This window comes from Herbiconiux moechotypicola, from assembly GCF_024979255.1.
In the GTDB taxonomy this organism is placed as follows: Bacteria; Actinomycetota; Actinomycetes; order Actinomycetales; family Microbacteriaceae; genus Herbiconiux; species Herbiconiux moechotypicola.
The window spans coordinates 86,298-105,710 of record NZ_JANLCN010000012.1; the positions used below are offsets into that span (position 1 = coordinate 86,298).

Annotated in this window: 20 protein-coding genes; 8 read left to right on the plus strand and 12 right to left on the minus strand. The window is 70.0% G+C overall.

Going from position 1 to position 19,413, the window contains the following annotated elements; all coding sequences use genetic code 11:
- Nucleotides 1-30: 30 nt before the first annotated feature.
- A complete protein-coding gene (locus tag N1031_RS17055) occupies nt 31-1,665 on the minus strand; it encodes a sensor histidine kinase (protein ID WP_259480969.1) in 1,635 nt (544 codons plus the stop codon).
- Nucleotides 1,666-1,745: 80 nt separating this feature from the next.
- Between N1031_RS17055 and N1031_RS17060 the strand changes: the two genes are divergently transcribed.
- From N1031_RS17060 to N1031_RS17070, 3 genes are read left to right on the plus strand one after another with little or no spacing between them, the layout of a single operon-like run.
- The gene (locus tag N1031_RS17060) at nt 1,746-2,417 is read left to right on the plus strand and encodes a DNA-binding response regulator (RefSeq protein ID WP_259480970.1); all 672 of its coding nucleotides are present in this window, start codon (nt 1,746-1,748) and stop codon (nt 2,415-2,417) included.
- Nucleotides 2,418-2,476: 59 nt separating this feature from the next.
- Nucleotides 2,477-3,676: a sensor histidine kinase gene (locus tag N1031_RS17065; protein WP_259480971.1), complete on the plus strand. Its 1,200-nt coding sequence runs from the start codon at nt 2,477-2,479 to the stop codon at nt 3,674-3,676.
- On the plus strand, nt 3,673-4,824 hold the full coding sequence (locus N1031_RS17070) for a hypothetical protein (RefSeq protein WP_259480972.1): 1,152 nt from the start codon (nt 3,673-3,675) through the stop codon (nt 4,822-4,824). Before N1031_RS17065 ends, N1031_RS17070 begins: the two co-directional genes overlap by 4 nt.
- 3 nt (nt 4,825-4,827) lie before the next feature.
- On the opposite strand, the gene N1031_RS17075 is transcribed toward N1031_RS17070, so the two are convergent.
- Genes N1031_RS17075 through N1031_RS17085 form a run of 3 tightly spaced genes read right to left on the minus strand, consistent with a single transcriptional unit; the run spans nt 4,828 to nt 6,083 of the window.
- Entirely contained in the window at nt 4,828-5,304 is a 477-nt protein-coding gene (locus tag N1031_RS17075) for a MarR family winged helix-turn-helix transcriptional regulator (RefSeq protein WP_259480973.1), read from the minus strand.
- Nucleotides 5,301-5,819, minus strand: coding sequence for a MarR family winged helix-turn-helix transcriptional regulator (locus tag N1031_RS17080; RefSeq protein WP_259480974.1), 519 nt, complete (start codon nt 5,817-5,819; stop codon nt 5,301-5,303). Before N1031_RS17080 ends, N1031_RS17075 begins: the two co-directional genes overlap by 4 nt.
- A 45-nt stretch (nt 5,820-5,864) precedes the next feature.
- Nucleotides 5,865-6,083: a hypothetical protein gene (locus N1031_RS17085; RefSeq protein ID WP_259480975.1), complete on the minus strand. Its 219-nt coding sequence runs from the start codon at nt 6,081-6,083 to the stop codon at nt 5,865-5,867.
- 177 nt (nt 6,084-6,260) lie between these two features.
- On the opposite strand from N1031_RS17085, the gene N1031_RS17090 reads away from it, so the two are divergent.
- Nucleotides 6,261-7,187 (plus strand): TetR/AcrR family transcriptional regulator, encoded by a 927-nt coding sequence (locus N1031_RS17090; RefSeq protein ID WP_259480976.1) that lies wholly within the window; start codon nt 6,261-6,263, stop codon nt 7,185-7,187.
- On the opposite strand, the gene N1031_RS17095 is transcribed toward N1031_RS17090, so the two are convergent.
- Together N1031_RS17095 and N1031_RS17100 are read right to left on the minus strand one after the other, a co-directional pair.
- Nucleotides 7,113-8,222, minus strand: a complete 1,110-nt coding sequence (locus N1031_RS17095) for a hypothetical protein (protein ID WP_259480977.1) — start codon at nt 8,220-8,222, stop codon at nt 7,113-7,115. The genes N1031_RS17090 and N1031_RS17095 overlap by 75 nt on opposite strands.
- Before the next feature lie 39 nt (nt 8,223-8,261).
- Nucleotides 8,262-10,517 carry a S8 family serine peptidase gene (locus N1031_RS17100; RefSeq protein WP_259480978.1) on the minus strand — a complete coding sequence of 752 codons (2,256 nt, stop codon included), beginning with the start codon at nt 10,515-10,517 and terminating at the stop codon, nt 8,262-8,264.
- Between the two features lie 362 nt (nt 10,518-10,879).
- Here N1031_RS17100 and N1031_RS17105 point away from each other — a divergent pair, with 362 nt between their 5' ends.
- Nucleotides 10,880-11,770 carry a helix-turn-helix domain-containing protein gene (locus tag N1031_RS17105; RefSeq protein ID WP_259480979.1) on the plus strand — a complete coding sequence of 297 codons (891 nt, stop codon included), beginning with the start codon at nt 10,880-10,882 and terminating at the stop codon, nt 11,768-11,770.
- A gap of 42 nt (nt 11,771-11,812) precedes the next feature.
- On the opposite strand, the gene N1031_RS17110 is transcribed toward N1031_RS17105, so the two are convergent.
- Complete coding sequence (locus N1031_RS17110) at nt 11,813-12,115, minus strand: hypothetical protein (protein WP_259480980.1); 303 nt, start codon at nt 12,113-12,115, stop codon at nt 11,813-11,815.
- A gap of 177 nt (nt 12,116-12,292) precedes the next feature.
- Between N1031_RS17110 and N1031_RS17115 the strand changes: the two genes are divergently transcribed.
- The 3 genes from N1031_RS17115 to N1031_RS17125 all read left to right on the plus strand — a co-directional run bounded on the left by N1031_RS17115 (nt 12,293) and on the right by N1031_RS17125 (nt 14,884).
- Nucleotides 12,293-12,832 (plus strand): hypothetical protein, encoded by a 540-nt coding sequence (locus tag N1031_RS17115; RefSeq protein ID WP_259480981.1) that lies wholly within the window; start codon nt 12,293-12,295, stop codon nt 12,830-12,832.
- 383 nt (nt 12,833-13,215) lie between these two features.
- The gene (locus N1031_RS17120; protein WP_259480982.1) at nt 13,216-13,734 is read left to right on the plus strand and encodes a hypothetical protein; all 519 of its coding nucleotides are present in this window, start codon (nt 13,216-13,218) and stop codon (nt 13,732-13,734) included.
- A gap of 91 nt (nt 13,735-13,825) precedes the next feature.
- On the plus strand, nt 13,826-14,884 hold the full coding sequence (locus tag N1031_RS17125; RefSeq protein ID WP_259480983.1) for a peroxiredoxin family protein: 1,059 nt from the start codon (nt 13,826-13,828) through the stop codon (nt 14,882-14,884).
- Here N1031_RS17125 and N1031_RS17130 read toward each other — a convergent pair.
- The 5 genes from N1031_RS17130 to N1031_RS17150 form a co-directional block, all read right to left on the minus strand.
- Nucleotides 14,871-15,494, minus strand: coding sequence for a hypothetical protein (locus N1031_RS17130; protein ID WP_259480985.1), 624 nt, complete (start codon nt 15,492-15,494; stop codon nt 14,871-14,873). The genes N1031_RS17125 and N1031_RS17130 overlap by 14 nt on opposite strands.
- A complete protein-coding gene (tatC, locus tag N1031_RS17135; RefSeq protein ID WP_259481022.1) occupies nt 15,491-16,243 on the minus strand; it encodes a twin-arginine translocase subunit TatC in 753 nt (250 codons plus the stop codon). Before tatC ends, N1031_RS17130 begins: the two co-directional genes overlap by 4 nt.
- An 86-nt stretch (nt 16,244-16,329) precedes the next feature.
- Nucleotides 16,330-16,530, minus strand: a complete 201-nt coding sequence (gene tatA / locus N1031_RS17140) for a Sec-independent protein translocase subunit TatA (protein WP_259480986.1) — start codon at nt 16,528-16,530, stop codon at nt 16,330-16,332.
- 39 nt (nt 16,531-16,569) lie between these two features.
- Nucleotides 16,570-18,228 carry a RecQ family ATP-dependent DNA helicase gene (locus N1031_RS17145; RefSeq protein WP_259480987.1) on the minus strand — a complete coding sequence of 553 codons (1,659 nt, stop codon included), beginning with the start codon at nt 18,226-18,228 and terminating at the stop codon, nt 16,570-16,572.
- A 13-nt stretch (nt 18,229-18,241) separates the two neighbouring features.
- A complete protein-coding gene (locus N1031_RS17150) occupies nt 18,242-19,366 on the minus strand; it encodes a DUF418 domain-containing protein (RefSeq protein WP_259480988.1) in 1,125 nt (374 codons plus the stop codon).
- Nucleotides 19,367-19,413: the final 47 nt, after the last annotated feature.

Consider the following 19,413-nt stretch of genomic DNA (forward strand, 5'->3'; position numbering starts at 1 on the left):
GGTGGAGGGTGTCCCGCTCCTGAGCCGAGCCTATCGCGCGCGCGGGATCGTCGCCGTGAAGGTGGTGCCCACGCCCACCGCGCTGGCCACGGAGAGCTCACCGCCGTGCCGGCGCACGATGTCGCGGCTGATCGAGAGCCCGAGGCCCGAGCCGTGGATGCTCGACTGGCGCACCCCCTCGGCCCGGAAGTAGCGGTCGAACAGCTTCGACTGCTCGAGCTCGCTCAGCCCGATGCCGGTGTCGCTCACCACGAGGTCGATCGAGTCGTCGCCCGCGGTCGCCGACACGGCGACCGAGCCGTTCTCCACGTTGTACTTGATGGCGTTGGTGAGGAGGTTGTCGACCACCTGGCGCAGCCGGAACCCGTCGGCCTCGAGCAGCATCGGGCCCTCGACGGCGTTCTTGAGGCTGATGCCCCGCTCGCCGGCGGCGAGTGACTGCGCCTGGATGGAGTCGGCCACGATCTCGGCCAGGTCGCACGAACTGAACGACATGACGATCTGCTGGTCTTTCTCGCTCGCGGCGGTGAGCAGGTCGGCGACGAGCGCGAGCAGCCGGTCGGAGTTGGCCGAGGCCACCTCGAGCATCGACCGGGTGGAGGGGTTGAGGGTCTCGTCGTCGAGGGCGAGCTCGAGGTAGCCGAGGATGGAGGTGAGCGGGGTGCGCAGCTCGTGGGAGACGGAGGCGACGAGATCGTCACGCGCCTGGATCGCGTTGATCTCGCGGGTGACGTCGCGCGACACCATCACCCCGCCGTCGGGGGCACCGTCGGGGGCGGTGAGCTGCCGGGAGCTCACCGAGAGGGCGATGCGGTGCTCGCCGGGCTCGCCGAGCCACACCACCACGTCGTCGAACCGCTCGCCGCGCACCGCGCGGCCGTAGGGGCGCTCCTCGTCGAGGTAGGGCGTGACCCGGTCGGCGTGGTACATGACAGGAGGCTCGATGGTGGTCTCGGGCAGCCCGAACTCGGCCTGGAATCCACGGTGGGCCCGGTTGAGCAGTGTCTGCGCCCCGTCGCGCCCGAACGCCACCACGCCGAAGGTCACGGCGTTCAGCACCTCGTCGAGGGTCTGCTCCTGTCGCCTCGCCCGTCGCAGCGCGACCTCGAGCAGGTCGGCCTGCTGCCGGAGCAGCCCCCGTTGCGCGGCCGTCCGGCTCGAGGTCGCGAGCGTCGTGGTGGCGATGAACGCGAGCGTGATGGGCAGCACGAGCAGGGCCGGCACACCCGCGAGGGTGACGCCCGTGCCGTTCACCAGAGCGGAGCCCCAGAGCAGCACCGCCGAGGTGATGACGCCGCCGACCGCGCCCACGAGCCCGAAGTGGGTGGACAGCCAGATGACGGGGAAGGTGAGCAGCAGCCCGGCACCGAGGAGGTTGTTGCCCTCGCGGAGGAAGATGATGGCGAAGATGTCGATCACCGGCAGGAGCGCGGCCCAGTGCCGGTCGAGTCTCGACCAGGGGACCAGTGCCGAGGCGCCGGTGAGCACGAAGATGACGGAGACCCCGCCGAAGAACCGCGGATCGAGCACCGAGGCGGGCTGGAAGATGTAGGCGGCGCACACGAGCAGCAGCACCGCGGCCGAGAGCAGCAGCTGAGACTGGAACACCGACCGCTCGAACCGGGAGCGTCGCTCCTCGTCCGTGCGATCGGTCACCGTGCTCATGGTCCGAGGGTACAGCCATCGGGCCGGTGCGGATTGGACGCTTCAAGGGGAGCCGGTTATCCTCGAACGGGGGGTCTGGGGTGAAGAGCAGTGTGGGTGGGGGAGGTGCTGCGGCACCGTCGCTCGCGCTTCTCGAAGGCCAGGCGCTCGTGCTCGACTCGCTGTCGGCGTGGCTCGGTGAGCACGCGCCCGACCTGAACGTCGCGCTGCGCTGCTCGACCTGGAACGAGCTCTCCCGCAGCCCCGCCTTCCCGTTCGACGTGGTGGTGATGCAGGCGGGGGAGGGCGAGCGCATCTCGATGGAGTCGCGCATCCGCGCCTGCCGCGACCGGGGTGCTTCGGTGGTGGTGCTGGGCGACCTCGACTCCGACGAGCTCGAACGACGAGCCCTCGACGCGGGCGCGGGGGCTTACACCTCGAAGCAGCGACCCGCGCGGGAGCTGCTCGTGGCGGTGCGGCGCGTGCTGCGCTCGAGGGCCGCGGGATCGCTCACCGCGTGGGACGGGCCGGGCCGTCGCCATTCCGGCTCGCTCGAACCGCGCATCCGCTTCACCGAGGAGGAGGAGGAGATCCTGCGTCTCTACGCCTCCGGTCACAGCCCGATCGAGGTCTCGATGATCCTCGGCACGAACATCCAGGCGGTCAAGAACTCCCTCGACCGGGTGCGCGAGAAGTACACGGCGGAGGGCAGGCCCGCCGACCGTAAGCAGGATCTGATGCTCCGCGCGGCCGAGGACGGCTACCTGGCATAAAATCACCTGAGGGTGGACGGTCGGACGCACGGGGTTGCCGGCGGTCGTGAGAGGTGCGGGTGACACTACAGATTTCGGCCGACGTCGATGGCGTGGTCACCAGTCATGCGCTCGCGCGAGCGGGGAGCTGGCTGGCGGGCGTGTTCCTGTCGGCCACCATCGTCATCGCCGCCATCCTCATCCCGCTCACCGGGCGGCTGGAGCTGTTCGTCGCGCTCCTCGGGCTGATCGTGGTGGGTGTCGGCGTGGTCTTCGCGCTGCGCACCCCGGCGTTCGTGCGCGCGCTGCTGTACACGCTGATCGCCTGCGCCGGCCTCTACGTCTACGCGATGGTGGCGGCGGAGGTGTCGGTGACCATCGACGGGCCGACGCCCTCCAGCGACTTCGTGCTGCTGTCGATGCCCGAATTCGCGGTGCTCGTGGTGGGCATCTCGGCGCGGTCGCTGGCGCGGTCGCTCGTGCTCGGAACCCTCGGCTTCGTGGCGGGCCCGGGCCCGGTGCAGGTCGCCGCCTGGCAGCAGGGCATGCCGCTCGCGCTCGACGTGCCGGTGGTGGCGTCGTACGTGGCGCTGGGGCTGTTCGTCTGCGCGCTGTGGATCGGCCGCCGCGACGCCGCTCGCGGCACCGCCGTCATGTCGGGCGCCGCACTGGCCGAGGAGCGCGACGTGGCGCTCAGCCGCTTCAGCACCCGGGCCTCGAGCTGGCTGAACGACACGGTGCTCGCCGACCTGAGGTCGCTCTCGGTGAGCGAGCCCGGCAGGCTGGCGCCGGAGCACCTCCAGGCGATCGATCGCGACCTGGCCAACCTGGCCGACGTGAGGCTCATCCTCGACGGCCCCGGCGAGAGCTCGTCGTCACGCAAACTGGCCAAGGTGCCGCTGCTGGTCTCGCTCGTGCGCGACGGTGAGCAGAAGGGTCTCCGGGTGCGCGTGGGCGGCGACCTCGACGCCGTGAACTCCCTCAGTCTCGGCGTGGGGAGGGCGCTCGACCGGGCGCTGGCCGAGTGCCTCGACAACGTGGTGCAGCACTCCGGTGTACTCGAGGCCGAGATCTCGGTCATGTCGAGCCCACCCGAGCTCAGCGTGATGGTGTCGGATGCGGGCGTGGGCTTCGACGTCGACACCACGTCAGACGACACGATCGGCCTGCGCATGACGGTCATCGACTCCATCGTGGAGGTGGGCGGAACCGTGCAGATCTGGTCGCGGCCCGGCGCCGGCACCGCGATCTTCGTCACCGTGCCGGCGGTGACGGCGTGACCGCCGTGCACCGTCCCGTGCCCGTGAGGCCGCCCAAGGGCACTACGGCGCTCCAGCTCGACCCGCTCGCGGCCATCAGCGCGCGGGGGTTCCTCGTGGTGGTCGCCCTGGTCTCGGTGGCGACCGCGGGCGCGCTCACGATCGCCACGGCCTCGCAGGTCTCTTCGTGGCCGCTCGCGATCGCCGCTCTCGTCGCCCTGCTGCTGGGGTACGGCTGGTTCATCCGCAGCGCCTTCCGCTTCGATCTCGGGGTCACGAGCGACCGGTTCGCCATGTCGTTCGCGCTCATCGCCATCTCGGCCGTTCTCAACTCCCTCAGCTGCCTCGGCACCAACATCGTCATCCGCGACGACTGGGGGCTCCTGATCGTGGGGCTCGCCCTGATGGCGGCGGCGCCCTTCCGCACCTACTCCGAGCTCGGCGTCTACACGGTGGTGGCGGGTGCCATCGCGGTGGCGCTGTCGGTGTTCCACGACCTCGCGAGCTTCGGCGACGCCATCCCGCTGCCCGTCATCGTGCTGGTGGCCCTGGCGCCGCCGCTCGCCTTCGGCCTGGGATCGGTGGCCTACGCCCGCACGCTGCTCACCGGCATCTACCTCGAGCGCCTCATGCAGGCCGAGCAGCGCGAGGCCCAGTACGAAGAGCTGCGGCGCACCTTCGTCGATGACGACGTCATCGGGCAGATGGGTGCACTCCGCGAGGAGATCGTGCCGTTCCTGGCGCGGGTGAGGCAGTCGGGCACCCTCACGGTCGAGGACCGTGTGCGCGCCGGGGTGCTCGCCACCGATCTGCAGCTGGCCATCGCGCAGTCGCGCCAGGCCGATTCGCTCGAGGCCCACGTCGACGTGCTGGTCGACGAGGCCGGGCTGTCCGCCCAGCTGCACGAAGACGACCGCGCGACCCTCCGAGCGCTGCTGTCAGCCCTGCGCGCCTCCGGATCCACTCTCCCGGGCTCGATCCGGCTGGAGCTCATGGAGGGCGAGGCCGATCGCTTCGGCATTCTGCGATGCGCGAGCGACGACGTGCGGTCTCTTCGCACGGAGCTCTTGCCGTTCATCCGCATGACCCGGCTCATGTTCCGCTCGGCGTCGGAGCAAGTCGTGGGTAGGGAACTGCTGATCCAGTTCGATATCGACCGGCTCGCCTGACGGTCAGTCCCGGCGGGGTGCCTCCCGGTTCGCGACCTCGCTGAGGCGCACGAAGAAGCTCCGCACCACCTCGGCCTCGTGCGGGCCGAGCGAGGAGGCGACCGCCATCATGCGGCGGTGCATCTCGCCGAGGGTGTGCCTGACCTCGTCGTCGGAACCCGGGGTGGCGACGACGGCCAGGCTGCGGCGATCGGTGGGGTGGGGCGACCGCGTGAGGTGCCCCGAGCGGGTGAGCCGGTCGAGCATCACGGTCACCGAGGCCGACTTCATCCGGAGGTGCTCGGCGAGCATCCCCGGGGTCACCACGCGCCCGTCTTGCTGGGCCTTGAGGAGGAATCTCAGAGCCGAGAGGTCGTTCTCGCCCATCTTCATCGACTCCCGAGTGCGCCGCCGCATGGCCTCCTCGGCAGCCCGGTACGCGCTCAGTCCGCTCACCACCTCGAGCGCGCCTACCCGGGTGGTCTGGTCACCGGCGGTCATCCGCGGCGCACGGGGTCGATGTCGATCTGGTCGACCGCCTCGCTCATCTCGGCGAGGAAGTCGACGATGATGCGGGCGTCGTCGGCGTCGAGCTGCTCCACCACCTCGATGATCTCGGGCCGGATGTCTCCCAGGGTCGCCGCCTCGAGTTCGTCGGTGGGCACCACGGGCACGATGATGAGCGCTCTTCGGTCGAAGGGGCTCGGTTGCCGGTGCAGGTGGCCGGCCTTCTCGAGCCGGTCGAGCAGCACGGTGATGGAGGCGCTCGTGATGCCGAGGTACTGGGCGAGCTCCTTCGGCCCGACCGTCTTGCCCTGCTCGTGCGACTTGAGCAGGTAGCGCATCGCGATGAGGTCGTTCTCGCCCATGCCCATCGACTCCTGGGTGCGCCGGCGCATCGCGAGCTCGGCGGCGCGATAGCCGCGCAGGGCCTCGAGCACGGCGACCCCGCGGTCGCGCGAGGGCTCGTCGGCGTACCAGTAGTGGTTCGCGGAGTCCGCCCGATCGATGGCCATTCCTTAAGCGTAGACCTACTCGTTACTAGATCAACTAGCCGTCGGTCAGGCCGCGTCGAGCAGCACCGCTGCCGAGCCGAGGCTCCCGGCCTGACCCGTCTCGACGGCGCGGTCGTAGCGGGTGCCCGAGAGCGCCACGTAGACGTCGCCGGCCCGCTCCACGAAACCGAGCAGTCGACCTCCGGACTGCACCTGGTACACACCGCTCGACTCGCGGTGCACGCGGAAGGTCTGGCCCTGGGAGACGAGGTTCATGCTGCTCATGGTCGGTCACCTTTCGTGCGCGGCAATAATGCTAGTTACTCTAACTACCTGACGTTCAAAATATTCGGGGTTGACAAATCCCGCAATGGTCGGGTTTTCGCTTCAGGCCTCAGTAGGCTGCATTCACGACACGTGTTGGTGTTGCATGTCGGCAGTGAGGTGACGGGAGGAGGCACCATGGTCGATCCCTACCCCACGGACCTCCACCACCGGCGGGCGCGCATCCGTGCTGCCGAGGTCAGACGGCGAGTGCTCGACGTGGCGCTGGAACGCGTTCAGGGGGTCGGTCTCACGATCGGGTTCGAGCACATCGTGATGGACGACCTCATCCGCGAGGCGGGGGTGCCGCGGAGCTCCACCTACCGGCTCTGGGACTCCAAGGAGTCGTTCATCGCCGATCTTCTCGTCGAGATCGCGACCGAGGTGTCGACCCGGCTCGCCGACGACGAGACCCTCGAGATCAGCGAGCGCATCCTCTTCGACAACATCGAGTCGCTGGCCTCGGGCGAGGAGCGCGAGCGCGTCATGTACGAGGTGATCCGGGTGGCGCTGGAGCACAACTTCAGGGCGGTGATCGCGTCTCGGCCGTGGCAGTCCTACGTCGGCCTCACGGCCACGCTGCTCAGCGATCTCGACGCCTATCCGCGCAGCGAGATCGACGAGGCGCTCCGCTCGGGCAGCGATGCCTTCATCGAGCGGATGGCCGAGTTCCACAAGTGGTTCTCGACCATCCTCGGGTACCGGATGCGCGCGGAGTGGAACGACGACTACCGGCCGTATGCGGTGGTCATCTCCTCGGTCGTGGAGGGGCTGGGCCTCCGGCACCTCGGCAATCCCGGCGTGGTCGACGCGGTGTATCGCGGGCCGGCGACGATCGAGGGGGACGACCCCGACTGGAAGCTGCCGGCGATCGCTCTGGTGGCCATCCTGGAGCGCTTTCTCGAGCACGATCCCGACTACGACGTGCAGAGCACGATGGCGATGCTGCGTGAGATGAAGGTGCAGCGGGAGGCCGCGGCCGACGCGTCGTCAGCCGACCCTGATGCGGCCGGGCTGGAGCTCGGAGTCGCGGGCGAGGGCGAGACGGGCCGCGTCGGCGAGTGACCGGGGGGTGCTGCCGGCGGAGGCCTGGATGACGCCCGCGCTCGCCTGCGACGGACTCTTGGAGGCGCGACGCCTGGTGTAGTCGCGTTGCACCCGAGCGGCGAAGTCGACCGCCGCAGCCGTGTCGCCCTCGAGCAGCACGAGGTAGTACGAGGCTCCTCGCCCGAGCACCACCGACTCGGGCGCCTCGGCGAGAACGGCGTGGGCGAGGTCTTCCCGCAGCGCCTTCGCCTGGGCCGGCCCGAAGGCGCCGCGCATCCGGTCGTAGGAGTCGATTGCGAGCACCACCATCACCTGTTCGCCACCGTCGGCGAGCATCCGGGCCGCGGCCGAGTCGAACGCCCGCGGGGAGACGAACCGCTGCCGACGGCCCGAGGCCGACTCGCGGGTGAGCTCACGTCGTGCCTGCTGGAACCGGATGGAGATGATGGCGCCGCCGCCGAGGGCCACGAGCACGAGGTTCATCGCGGTGGTGAACCCGGTGCTGAACCAGGTGCCGAAGAAAGAGGAGTCGACGCCGTGTAAGAAAGAGGAGCAGACGCGCAGGGTGACGTAGACCGCGTGCACCGAGAACACCGCCACCAGCACCACGGAGCCGGCGAAGGAGCGCAGTCGCGGACGCATGGCCTCGATCACGATGAGCACCGAGAACACCGCGAGAGCGAGCATCTTCTCGGGAGCACCCGCCCACTTCGCGCCGTCGGCGGAGGGGAGGGCCGAGACCACGGTCACCAGCAGCGACACCAGCACGGTGACGGCGCCCAGCGGGTGACCGCCGTTGAAGGCGCGGCAGCCCGACCAGAGCGCCGCGAGCGTGAGCACCATCGCACCGTTGCCGACCGCGACCGACCACCACACGTCGCCGCTCTGGGCCGACACGAAGTAGGCGACGGAGCACAGCAGCACCGCCGAGAACGCCAGGGCCCAGTACCGGCCGGAGGCCTCCGACGGGCGGCGCAGTTTGTCGACGTAGAAGAGCGTCGCGAGCGGTGCGACCACGAAGGTCATCGCCGCGAACAGTGCGTCGGGCCCCACGGATCCCCCTTCCGGTACCTCAGGGTAGCGCTCGGGGGCTCAGCGTCCGAGCTCCCCGCGGTCCGTGAGGTGGGTGGCACGGCGCCGGCCGCGCAGCACGAGTGCCGTGGAGCCCGCAGCGAGCAGCAGCACGGCGACCGGGACGGCCACGCCGAGCGATGCTCCGGTGCTGCCCGAGCCGGTGGCGGCCAGAGCGGGGCCGGGGCTGGGGGAGGGCGTCGGTGCGGGGGTGGGCGCAGGCTCAGGGGTGAGCGCCTGCAGTGCCGCCAGGGCGTCGATCCTCCCCGTGCCGGTGATGTACGGGGTGGAGACGCCCCAGTCGCCGGCCTGTGCGGGCATCGCCGTGGCCGTGCCGAGGAGCGCGTCGCGGAGCTCGGCCGGAGTCGTGCCCGGGGCGTGCTCGAGGGCGAGGGCGGCCACCGCGCCGGCGTTGGGCGTGGCGGCCGAGGTGCCGTAGAAGCGGAACGACCCCGCGGCCCCGTTCGGGAAGAAGGTCGTGAGCGACCCGTCGACGCTCGTGACGTCGGGCTTGGCGCGCTCGACGGGATCGGGGATGACCACGGGAGTGGACTGTGTGGCCGTGGCGGGCTCGAAGAGGTACTCGACCGGCCCGACGCCCGAGAAGGCCTCGATGCGGTCGGGGCTCAGCACCGAGGCCGCGCCGAGCGTGAGCACGGTCTCGTCGCCGGGGTGGCCGGAGATGCTCGGCCCGACCGTCACGCCCGGGCCCCAGGGGCTGCCGTCGCCGAGGCTGAACACCCCGTTGTCGTCGAGCTCGAACTGGATCTTCACTCCCGGGGTGCCGGGTGTGGTGGCGGTACCCAGGATGCGCACCAGGGCGAACTGGTAGGTCGACGACTCGGGGGCCGCGTCGAGTGGCACGAACTCGTTGCGGCTGAAGGCGTTGGCCGGGAACTCGTTGGTGGGGTTCTGCTCCACCGCGGTCGTGCCGTCCTGCTCGAAGGTGAGCAGCAGCATGCTCGTCTCCACGCCCCACACGGGCTCGGCCCAGTGGGCGGTGACCGTCGCGGCCGGAGTGGCCACCGAGAGTTCGGCCTGTAGCAGCGGGTTCGGCGAGCCTGCGGCGCCGAAGTCTTGGCAGTCCACCTGCAGGGTGTCGTCCTGCGCCGCCTCGCGGGCGAGGGTCGTCACGGCGTCGGGACAGGCCATCGGCCGGTAGGCGTCCGTCGCCCACGAGCTGATGATCTGGCCCTCGTTGTAGCGGGTGTGCTCCGCGGTGCTCGGCTGGCCGAAGCTGGTCTGGTTCTGGGCGGCGGAGAGATAGAGGGTGCCTTCGGCGGTGACCTCCCGGATCGCGGCGCCGATGATGCCCTCCTGGTAGTTCGGCTCGTCGAAGATGACGAGGTCGTCGACGATCACGTCGGCACCGAGTGACTGGAGGGCGCGGATGTTGTCGGCGTACTCGGCCTGGCTCGCGCCACCGGTGGCGAACACGAGCTTCGCGCCGGGGGCCACGCCGTGCACGAGCTGAGCCATCGCGCGGCCCTCGTCGGTGGTGCCGGTGTACGGCGCGGCACCGTCTTCGTAGACCACGACGTCGGTGAGGTACCCGCAGGGGTTGGTGCTGCCCGGCAGTGCCCCGGCCGCCACGTCGTCGGCCCAGGTGCGGTAGGGATTCGCGAGCGCATGGAAGGAATCGGAGATGATGCCGACGGTCACGCCGGTGCCGTCGACGCCGAACGCCGCGCGGGCGGCGGCGGAGTCGAGCGCGGCGGGGGCGTCGGCCTCCACGTCGAGCGGGTTGCACGAGGGGTCGCCGCTGATGCCAGATGCGGTGGCGTCGGTGATGCCGGATGCGGTGACGCCTGCGAGGCCCGAGCCGGCCACCCGGCCTCCGCCGATGGGCTGCACCGAGATGATGCCGGGCAACGCGGCGAGCGCATCGAGCTGCTCGGGGTCGACCGCGAGCACGATGGTGGGCTGCGACAGCGTGAGGGTGCGTATCTCGCCCAGCTGCGCGGCCGCATCCGTCGCCGCGTCGCGTGAGGCCGCATCGCTGAAGACCGCCTCCACGGCCACCCGGCCGGAGTCGTCGAAGCGCAGACCGAGCTGAGGGTCGATGGCGGAGGAGGGTGCCGCCGTGCCCGAGGCCTCGGCGGCGAGCAGCGAGAGCCCCTGAGTCAGCACCGGCGCGTCTTCACCACCGCTCGGGCGGGCGGTCGCGGTGCTGATACCCGCACCGAGGGTGAGCAGTGCGCACAGCGCCGCCCCGGCGGTGATGGCGCGCACGCCCCGTGTCGTGACGCGCGGCATCGCGCTGATCCTGTCGCTCATCGAACCCCACGTCCCTCGTCTGGCAGGCAGTCAGTCCTCTCATCGTAACCTCCAAGACATGATCGGTTTTGCGACAGATGAAGTGACGAGAACGACAACACCGGTCCACCGCCGCGCTGCGGGATGAGGGTGGAGGTGGCGGTGCAGCCGGCAGGGATCGGGGTTGGATTTGGGGAGCTCCGGGCCCTGTGGGCTGCACCGTTGCGACGAAATTCGTAGAACCGGATGCTTGTCGGAATGCTCGACCTGGGATGAGGGGCCGGTGCATACTGCTGAGCACTCGGAGTCTCGGAGCAAGGACGCTTTCGAAGGGTTCGGCGTGAGGGTGGGTGCCCGCGAACGCCGGGATTGGGGATGACGACATGGAGTTGGCAGGCACGCTGACGGCGGGCGCGGTCTCGGCAGGCCGCGCGATCTCTCCCTCGCTCGGCACCGAGGTGCATCGATCGGGCACGCGTCGCATCGGCGAGACCGAACTCTCGATGCTCGAGATCCCGGCGGGCGGCACGCCGCTGCGCAAGATCTGCCGGTCGTCGCCGAGCACCGCCGAGATCGTGCTCCCGCTCGAATCGACCCTCGTCGTGCGCAACGAGCAGCGTGAAGACTGCGCGGTGCGGCCCGACGAGGCCCTGTTCCTGGTCGATGCGCGGCGCTACGCGGTGTTCTCGGCGCAGAAGGCGCTCGCCTTCGCCGTGGCCGTGCCCATGCTCGCCGTGGAGGAGTACCTAGGGGCGGGCAGCCGCACCACGACCGTGCGGAACTCGGCCGTGCTCGGCCCGGTGAAGCGATTCCTGGCCGGGGTGATGGACGGCGGCGACGACCATCTCGAGCGCATCCAGACCTACTTCCTCGAGAAGCTGATGTGGGAGATGGTGGCGTCGTTGCTGCTGGAGTCGCGCGGCGCAGGAGACCTCGCCACCCCGGCGCCGGGCATGCTCGACCGCGCGATGGCGCAGATCGCCGCCTACCGCACCGATCAGAGTCTCACCCCCACCGTGCTGGCGCAGAGTCTCAACGTGTCGATGCGGCAGCTCCAGCGGTTGTTCTCGGGCATCGGATCGACGCCGTCGCGTGAGATCCGCCGCCAGCGGGCCGATCTGGCGGTGTCGATGCTGAAGAATCCGGCGTTCCGGGTGCTCAACATCACGCAGATCGCCCAGCACAGCGGGTTCGCCGACGCGGCCGATCTGCGCCGCGCGTTCGAGTCGCTCGGGTACTGCACGCCGTCGAGGCTCCGCGCCCAGGGCGCCTGAGCCGCGCAGGCCGGGTGGGGCGGAGGTTCAGCGCGCCGACGGTCAGCGCGCCGACACCGAGTCGAGGAAGTCGCGCAGGTCGGCCACGACGTCTTCGAGGTCGACGGCGCTCGCCGCCGCGAGGTGGGCGCTCAGCCACGAGATGCACACCACGGCCGCGCCCACCACGTCGCTCGGCTCGGGCTCGTCGTCGGTCGGCTCCTCCGAGGCGAGCGCGGCGAGGGCGACCGACATGGCCCGGATGTTCGCCTCGGTGCTCTGTGTGGCGCTCTGCGAGATGACCGCGTCGAGCAGCACGTTCGCGGCCCGCGCCCCCTTCGGCGGGATCTGAGCGTCATCGGCCACGGTCTCCCCCAGTGTGTGTGTCCCTCCCACCACGATACGGCGACGGCGACTTTCGTCACACGAAAGTTGACTGATTTGTGACCATGGCAGCGCACTCAGGTGTACCTATCTTCGTATCGAGTGAGGAAACCCCCGTCTCGCTCGAGTCTCGTTCCCCGAACCGGAGACGACCTCTCGATGACGACGATTTCCGAACCTGACGCCGACCCCGAACCTGGCGACGACCTCCCCGGCGACCAGTTCGACCTCACGGCCGGCTGGATGGCCGGCGTGGTGGCCAGAGTGAGCGACCAGCTGAGGGCACCGCTGCCCGGCATCGTGTCGCCCCTGGCCTTCTCGGCCGACTTCGCGGTGAACTCGCAGAGCGACGTGGTGAGTCTCACCCTGGGCAACGGCCGGGTGCGGCTGGTGAACACGGCGGCCGAGGGCGCTTCGGGTGCGCTGCACCTCAGTCTGAGCTGGTCGGCGGGCTTCCACGCCCACGGGCTCGCCCCCTCCGTCGTCGAAGACGGGCAGTGGGTGGTCGACTCGGTCGGCGAATCGGGTGCCGAACTCTCCCGCGCCGCTCTCACGACGGATGCGCGGGAAACGGTCGTGCCCACGGTGACGATCGTCAAGACGGAGGGGGCCGGAGTCGGCGACGAGTTCGTGGCCCGCCTCTGGGGCGAGGCTCCTGATTGCCGCGGTGCCGTGCTGCGCGGGTGGTCGCGCGTCTGACATGTGAGGCCTCCTCGCCCGCGGTCTTGGGGCCCGCTGGCGAGGAGGCGCATGGATCGCCGCGACGTTGGGTGAGCGTCTGGGGATGCGGCGATCTCATCGAAACCAGAGACGTCATCGGGTCCGACAGAGAGAATCTACAGGTCTCTCCCCGCGCCTGAGACGGGTGTGACGAAATTCACCCCGCTCCTCACCCCACCCCTCTGATCGGGGCCCTTCCGGGCCCCGATTGCTGCGTTTAACGACACGTCACGTCGCCTCGGCGACAGGTCTGCCAGCTGCCACTCAGCGTGAGCGCCGTCCCGCTCAGGGTGGTGTTCCAGGCGGCGAATCGACCGCCCTCAGAGCAGATCGCGACGACGATCACGAGCACAGGGGGACACATGACCGAACCCGACATCTCCACCGGCCAGACCTCGGGCGGAATCGAACGCCGCACCGTCATGAAGGGCGCGGCCTGGTCGCTGCCCGTCATCGCCCTCGCCGTGGCCACACCGTCGGCCGCCGCTTCGGGGCCGGTCGAGGTCGGCGCTTTCAGCCTCAACGGAACCTGTGGCGTCCTCGGCGTCCTCGGCCCCGGATTCACGCTGACCGCGAGCGGCACCGCTCCGCTCCCGATCGGCACCACCGTCACCATCAACGGCTCGGGAGTCGCGAACATCGGTGTGTTCTCCGTGTCGGGCGGCACCGCGTCGGTGACCGTGCTCAGCAACACCAGCCGCCAGATCGTGCTCACCTCGGCCCTCGCCGCCGGCGCCACGATCGCGTTCCGCACCACGCTGTCGATCTCGGTGGCGTTCACCCTCGGCGGCCTGGCGTCGCTTCCCTCGGGCTACGTCGGCACCGGCGCCAAGACGAGCGGTTCGGTCACCTCCACCCTGGTGCTCTGCTCCGCCACCTGATCCGCGTCACCAGAACCGTGGCCGCCGTCGAACCCCATCGTCGGCGGCCACGCCTGTCCCCGCCGCGCATTCGACCGAGAGGAGCCGGCAGATGATCGCCACCGCCGTCGTGCCTGCGCTCCTGGTCGCGTTGCCCGCCGCGCTCGTCGCGGTCTTCTGCGTGAGCGGCGTCGCCAAGCTGACCGATCGCAGCGGTACCGAGGCGGTGCTCTCGGCGCTGGCGCTGGGAGGCGCTCGTGCGCGACGGGCGGTGGCGCGGATGCTGCCGGGTGCGGAGCTCGTGCTGGCCGCGGTGCTGCTCGTGGCGCCGGCGGGCTGGATGCAGTTCGGCAGCTGGCTGGCGGCCGGAATGCTCGCCGTGTTCTCGGTGGTCGTGGGAGTGCTCCTAGCGCGTGGACACGAGGTGGCCTGCGGATGCTTCGGCGCTCTCTCTGAAGAAGCCGTCTCCTGGCGCACCCTGCTGCGCAATCTGGCGCTCGTCGCACTGGCCGTGCTGACGGCCCTGCTGGCGCCCGTCGGCGTGCTCCCGGCGGCTCTGGTGCTCCCCCTGGAGGGCTGGCTGGCTCTGGCCGGTCTCGCGGTCGTCGCGCTCACCGTAGCGGCGCTTGTGCTCGCCCGCAGGGTGACGGTTCTGCGCCGCGCTCTCGCCACCGCCGGCCGGCCCCTCGCGCATCCCGCCTCGTTCGGTGCTCTCACCGGGGGGCGTGAGGGCACGGAGTGGCCGGTGCCCGACCTCGAGGTGACGGATGCACGGGGCCGTGCGGTCGAACTGGCCTCCCTCGCGGGGGATCGCCCGGTTCTGCTGATGCTGCTCTCGGCCGAGTGCACGCCCTGCAGTCGTATCGCCGACGCGATCCCCGGCTGGCAGGGTGCGTTCGGCGAGTCGGTGCGGGTGGTCGCCCTCACGTCGGCGTCGCGCGAGGAGTTCGCCGCCCGCTATCCGGGTCTCGCGGGCGTGCCTCTCTACTCCGGCTACCGGTCGCTCGTGGCGATGACGGGTCTCGCCGGCGTGCCGAGCGCGTTCCTGCTCAGCACCTCGCGCACGGTCGCCGCAGGGCCGGCGGAGGGCGCCGACGAGGTCGTTGCGCTCGCGGAAGCGATCAGGTCGGTCGTGCCGACACCTGTGATGACCGCTGTCAGCCTGCGCTAGCCGGCACCGCCACGCTCCCGCCAGGGGTCGCTTGGGCCTCGGCGCCCTCCAGGCCGCCGTAGTCGACCACGAAGATGCCCGCGATAGCGAAGACGTGCGGTTCTTCGTTGACGTGCCGCCAGCGGAAGTAGAAGCCGATCACGATCTCCTCGCCGGCGTCGAGGGTGATCTCGACGATCGAGTACACGTTGAGGTGACCGTCGCTGCTCACCGACCCGGCGGAGAACAGCGTGTTCGCGACCTGGTCGGAACCGACGCCGTCGAGCCCGTCGGCCGCGTCGCCCGAGAAGGTGGTCTCGAGGTAGGGGTACTCCGTCGACTCCAGCCCCGAGAGCGAGAAGCCCAGGGCTCCGGCCGGGAGCGTGATCGCGCTGCCCGTGGTGTTGCGGATGAACAGCCCGCCCGCGATGGTGTCGGTGGTCTCGGAGAAGTCTCCGACGATGAGGAAGGCGCCTTCGATGCGGCGCCCGCCCCCCGAGGCGGCCGCGCCGGGGGCGGCTGCGGCGACCGCGATCACCGGAACCGACCAGGCGGCTCCCTGCAGGAGGGTGCGCCGTCTCAGTCCGGAACCGCTCGGAGTGAGGTCGGTGCTGTTCTCAGGGTGGTTCATACGTCGAGCTCGCTTTCGATCGCGGCGAGCCGCTTCGCGCGCCGTCTGTCGTTCAGAGCGGCGATGCCCGCCGCGCCGAAGTAGAGCAGCACCATCGGGATGGCCAGCAGGAACATCGACATGACGTCGGCCGCGGGCGTGGCGAGGGCTGTGAAGAGGGTGATCGCGAGGATCGCGATGCGCCACGACTTGAGGATGGCGCGGGCCGAGAGCACCCCGGCGAAGTTGAGCAGCACGAGGAAGACGGGCAGCACGAAGGCGATGCCGATGGCCAGCACGAGTTTCAGCACGAAGTCGTAGTAGACCCGGGCCGAGATGATGGCGGTGGTGTCTTGCGGGGCGAAGCCGGTGAGCAGCACCACCATGTGGGGGAGCACGAACCAGCCCGCCGCGCATCCGGCGAGGAAGAGAGGAACGGCGGCGGCCACGAAGCCGACCGCGTACTGCTTCTCCTTCTTCTTCATGCCGGGCACCATGAAGGCCCAGAGCTGGTAGAGCCAGAAGGGCGACGAGACGACGACACCCACGGTGAAGGCGATCTGCAGGCGCAGGTCGAAGGCCGAGGAGACGTCGGTGAAGTTGAGCGAGGCGACGCGCCCCTGTTCGGCGGCGAGCTCTTCGATGGGCAGCCGGAGGGCCTCGAGCACGTAGTCGCTGAGGATCCAGCCGACGATCATGCCCACGACCACCGAGATGGCGGCGAGGAAGAGTCGTTTGCGCAGCTCGACGAGGTGCGCGCCGAGCGACATCCGCCCGTCGCGGGGCGGCTTGGTTCTCGGGGGCTTCTTGGCGCGCGGAGTCTTTGCGCGCTCGGTGCTGACCATGGGGCCTCGGACTAGGGCTTCGACTCGACCTGGTTCTCGGGAGCGTCGGCGTCGGCCTTGCCGTCGTCTTTGAGGCCCTTGGTCTCGTTCTTGAAGATGCGCATCGACTGGCCGATGCTCTTGGACAGCGCTGGGAGCCGCGTCGCTCCGAACAGCAGCAGGATGACCACGAGGATGATGACCAGGTGCCATCCGTTGAGGTTGCCGAGCATCGGACCCGCCCTTTCCGGTGTTCTGTGCTTTCGGGCAGTCTACCCGGGTTCACCGGGCGGATGCTGGACGGGGGCGAGCAGGCCGCCTGCCGCGACGGCGGGGAGTGAGAGCACGCGATAGCCGACGCTGTCGAAGAACACGGTGAGCCGGTCGTCGTCGACGCTGATGACCTCGCCCGGCCCCCACGCGCGATGGGTCACGCGCTGGGTCGCGTGGAATCCGGTTGCGTGGGGCGCGGCCTGGTGGCGGTAGGCGCTGCCGCTCTCGCAGGTGTCGCAGTTACCGCACGGTTCGGCGAGGTCGTCGCCGAAGTAGGCGAGCAGCACCTGGCGCCGGCAGCGCGTGGTCTCGGCGTAGGAGCGCATCATGGACAGGCGGGAGCGCTCGATCTGCTCCCGCTGCTCGGCGGCCGTCTCGACGGCGATGCGGGCTTCATCCGAGGTGAACACCCGCAGGGGCGTCACCCCCTCGTCGCGATCGGCGACGAACCCGGCATCGCTCAGAAGATTGACGATCGTGCCGACGGTGCGTGACGAGAGGCCGGCGAGCTTCGCCAGCTCGACGGCTTCATGTGGCCCGCCCGGGGCGAGGATCGCGAGGGCGAGTGTGTCGACGTCGTCGCCCGACGGGCTGCCCGAGGCGAAGAACTGCCGCACGCCGAGGTCGGTCTGACGGTAGTGCAGGGTGGCACGAGCGGGGAGCCCGTCGCGGCCCGCGCGCCCCACCTCCTGGTAGTAGGAGTCGAGCGAGTCGGTGATGTCGGCGTGCACGACGAAGCGCACGTCGGCCTTGTCGATACCCATGCCGAAGGCGGAGGTGGCGACCACCACGTCGAGCGAGCCGTCTTGGAATCGGCCGTGCACATCCTTGCGCTCTCGCGAGGGGAGGGCGCCGTGGTAGGCGGCGGCCCGGAGGCCGCGCTGTTCGGAGTCGGCCGCGAGCCGCTCGCTCTCGCCGCGGGTCGAGACGTAGACGAGCCCGGGGCGGGCGGCGGCGACGACCTCGTCGAGTACGGCGCGGTCTTGCTCGTGCGCACTCTCGTGGCGCTCGACCGCGAGGTGGATGTTGGGGCGGTCGAAGCCGCGCACGAACAGTGCCGGGTCGCGCATCCCGAGCCTGCGTACGATCTCGTCACGCACGGGGGAGGAGCCGGTCGCGGTGAGCGCGAGCACCCGTGGATGACCGAGCCGGTCGATGACCGACCCGAGCCGCAGGTAGTCGGGCCTGAAGTCGTGGCCCCAAGCCGACACGCAGTGGGCCTCGTCGACCACCACCAGGCTGACACCGAGATCGCGGAGCTCGTCGATCACCTCATCCCGGGCGAGCTGTTCAGGGGCGAGGAAGAGGAATTCGGCCTCGCCCGAGGCGACCGCACTCCAGGCCGCCGTGTTGAGTCGGCGCGACTGCGATGAATTGACGGCCACCGCATCCTGAGCCCCCGTGTCGGCGGCGATGTGCCGCACCTGGTCGAGCTGCAGCGAGATGAGCGGGGAGACCACGAGCGTGGGGCCATCGAGCAGGTGACCGGCGATCTGGTAGATGGCCGACTTGCCGTAGCCGGTCGACATGACGGCGAGCACGTCGCGGCCGTCGGCCACGGCGGCGATCGCCTCCTCCTGGCCGGGGCGAAGGCTCGGCCAGCCGAACACGCGGAGTGCGACGTCGGCGATGCGCTCGCTCAGGGTCGGGTGCGTCATGTCACCGTGCGCTTCACGCTGCGGTCGGAACGCGACGCTTGCCGAGGATGGTCTTGCGCCCGGTGACGAAGCCCATGATGCGTTCGACGGGCCCGTCGCCGAGGAAGTACCACCACAGTGCGCCGACGGCGGGCACGCCGACGACGATGGCCAGCGCGAGCAGCGGGTAGTTCACCAGGCCGAACTCGGGTGGGTACGGATGCGCCATCCACGCCACGACCGCGACCTGCAGCACGTAGATGCTGAGGGCCAGGGTGCCGATGATGCGGAAGGGCACGAACACGGCGGAGACGACGGCGGCGAGGGGGTTGCGGGTGAGGGAGACGAGGAAGACGACCGCGACGTAGACGGCGGCCACGAGACCGACGTCGTGGAGGGTGTCGGGGTAGGAGCCGGAGAAGTAGTCGAAGTCGCCACCGTAGCGCATGAGGATCGGGCGCATGGCATAGGCGACCACACCGATCGCGAGCATGATCGGGAGCACGCGGTCGCGCGTGAACCCGTGGCGCAGCAGGACGACGCCCGCCAAGAAGAACGGGAGGAGATTGAGAACCCGGTAGTGGGGATTGGTGAGGAAGCTCTCGATGAGCAGCTTCGTTAGCGGGTCGGAGAAGTAGAGCCATGGCGCGACCGCCGCCGTGGTGGCCGAGACGATCGGTGCGCTCACGACCGCCAGCACGAGCGCGATGGCGGCGACCCAGCGGCTGCGCAGCAGGGCGATCGGCGCGCCCACGATGAGGGTGAAGCCCAGCGGGGCGAGCACGATCGCGATCCAGCTGCCCCAGGTGGCGAGCCACACGCCGAGCAGCACGAGGATGAGTCCGCGGGCGGTGTTCTGGGCGAGGTAGATCCAGGTGCCCTTCACGGTACGTGCCGCAGCGGGGGTGCGGCCGATGACGATGGCGGCCGAGATCCCCATCACGAGAGCGAACAGCGGTGACGCCACGTCGTTGAGGGAGCTGCGGAGAAACTCGACGGCTCCCGGCCGGTTCGGCACCAGTGGAGCGGCGTGGGCGACGAGCATCGCGAAGATGGCGAAACCGCGCAGCACGTCGGGCACGACGAGGCGGTCGCTGAGCGGATACCTCGGCCCCATCTGAACCCCCTGCGTCTCCGTTGATCGTCTGGTGTCGATCATGTCCCCCATTCGGAGGGTTTAACGTCTTTGTAACACGCCGTTCGTGC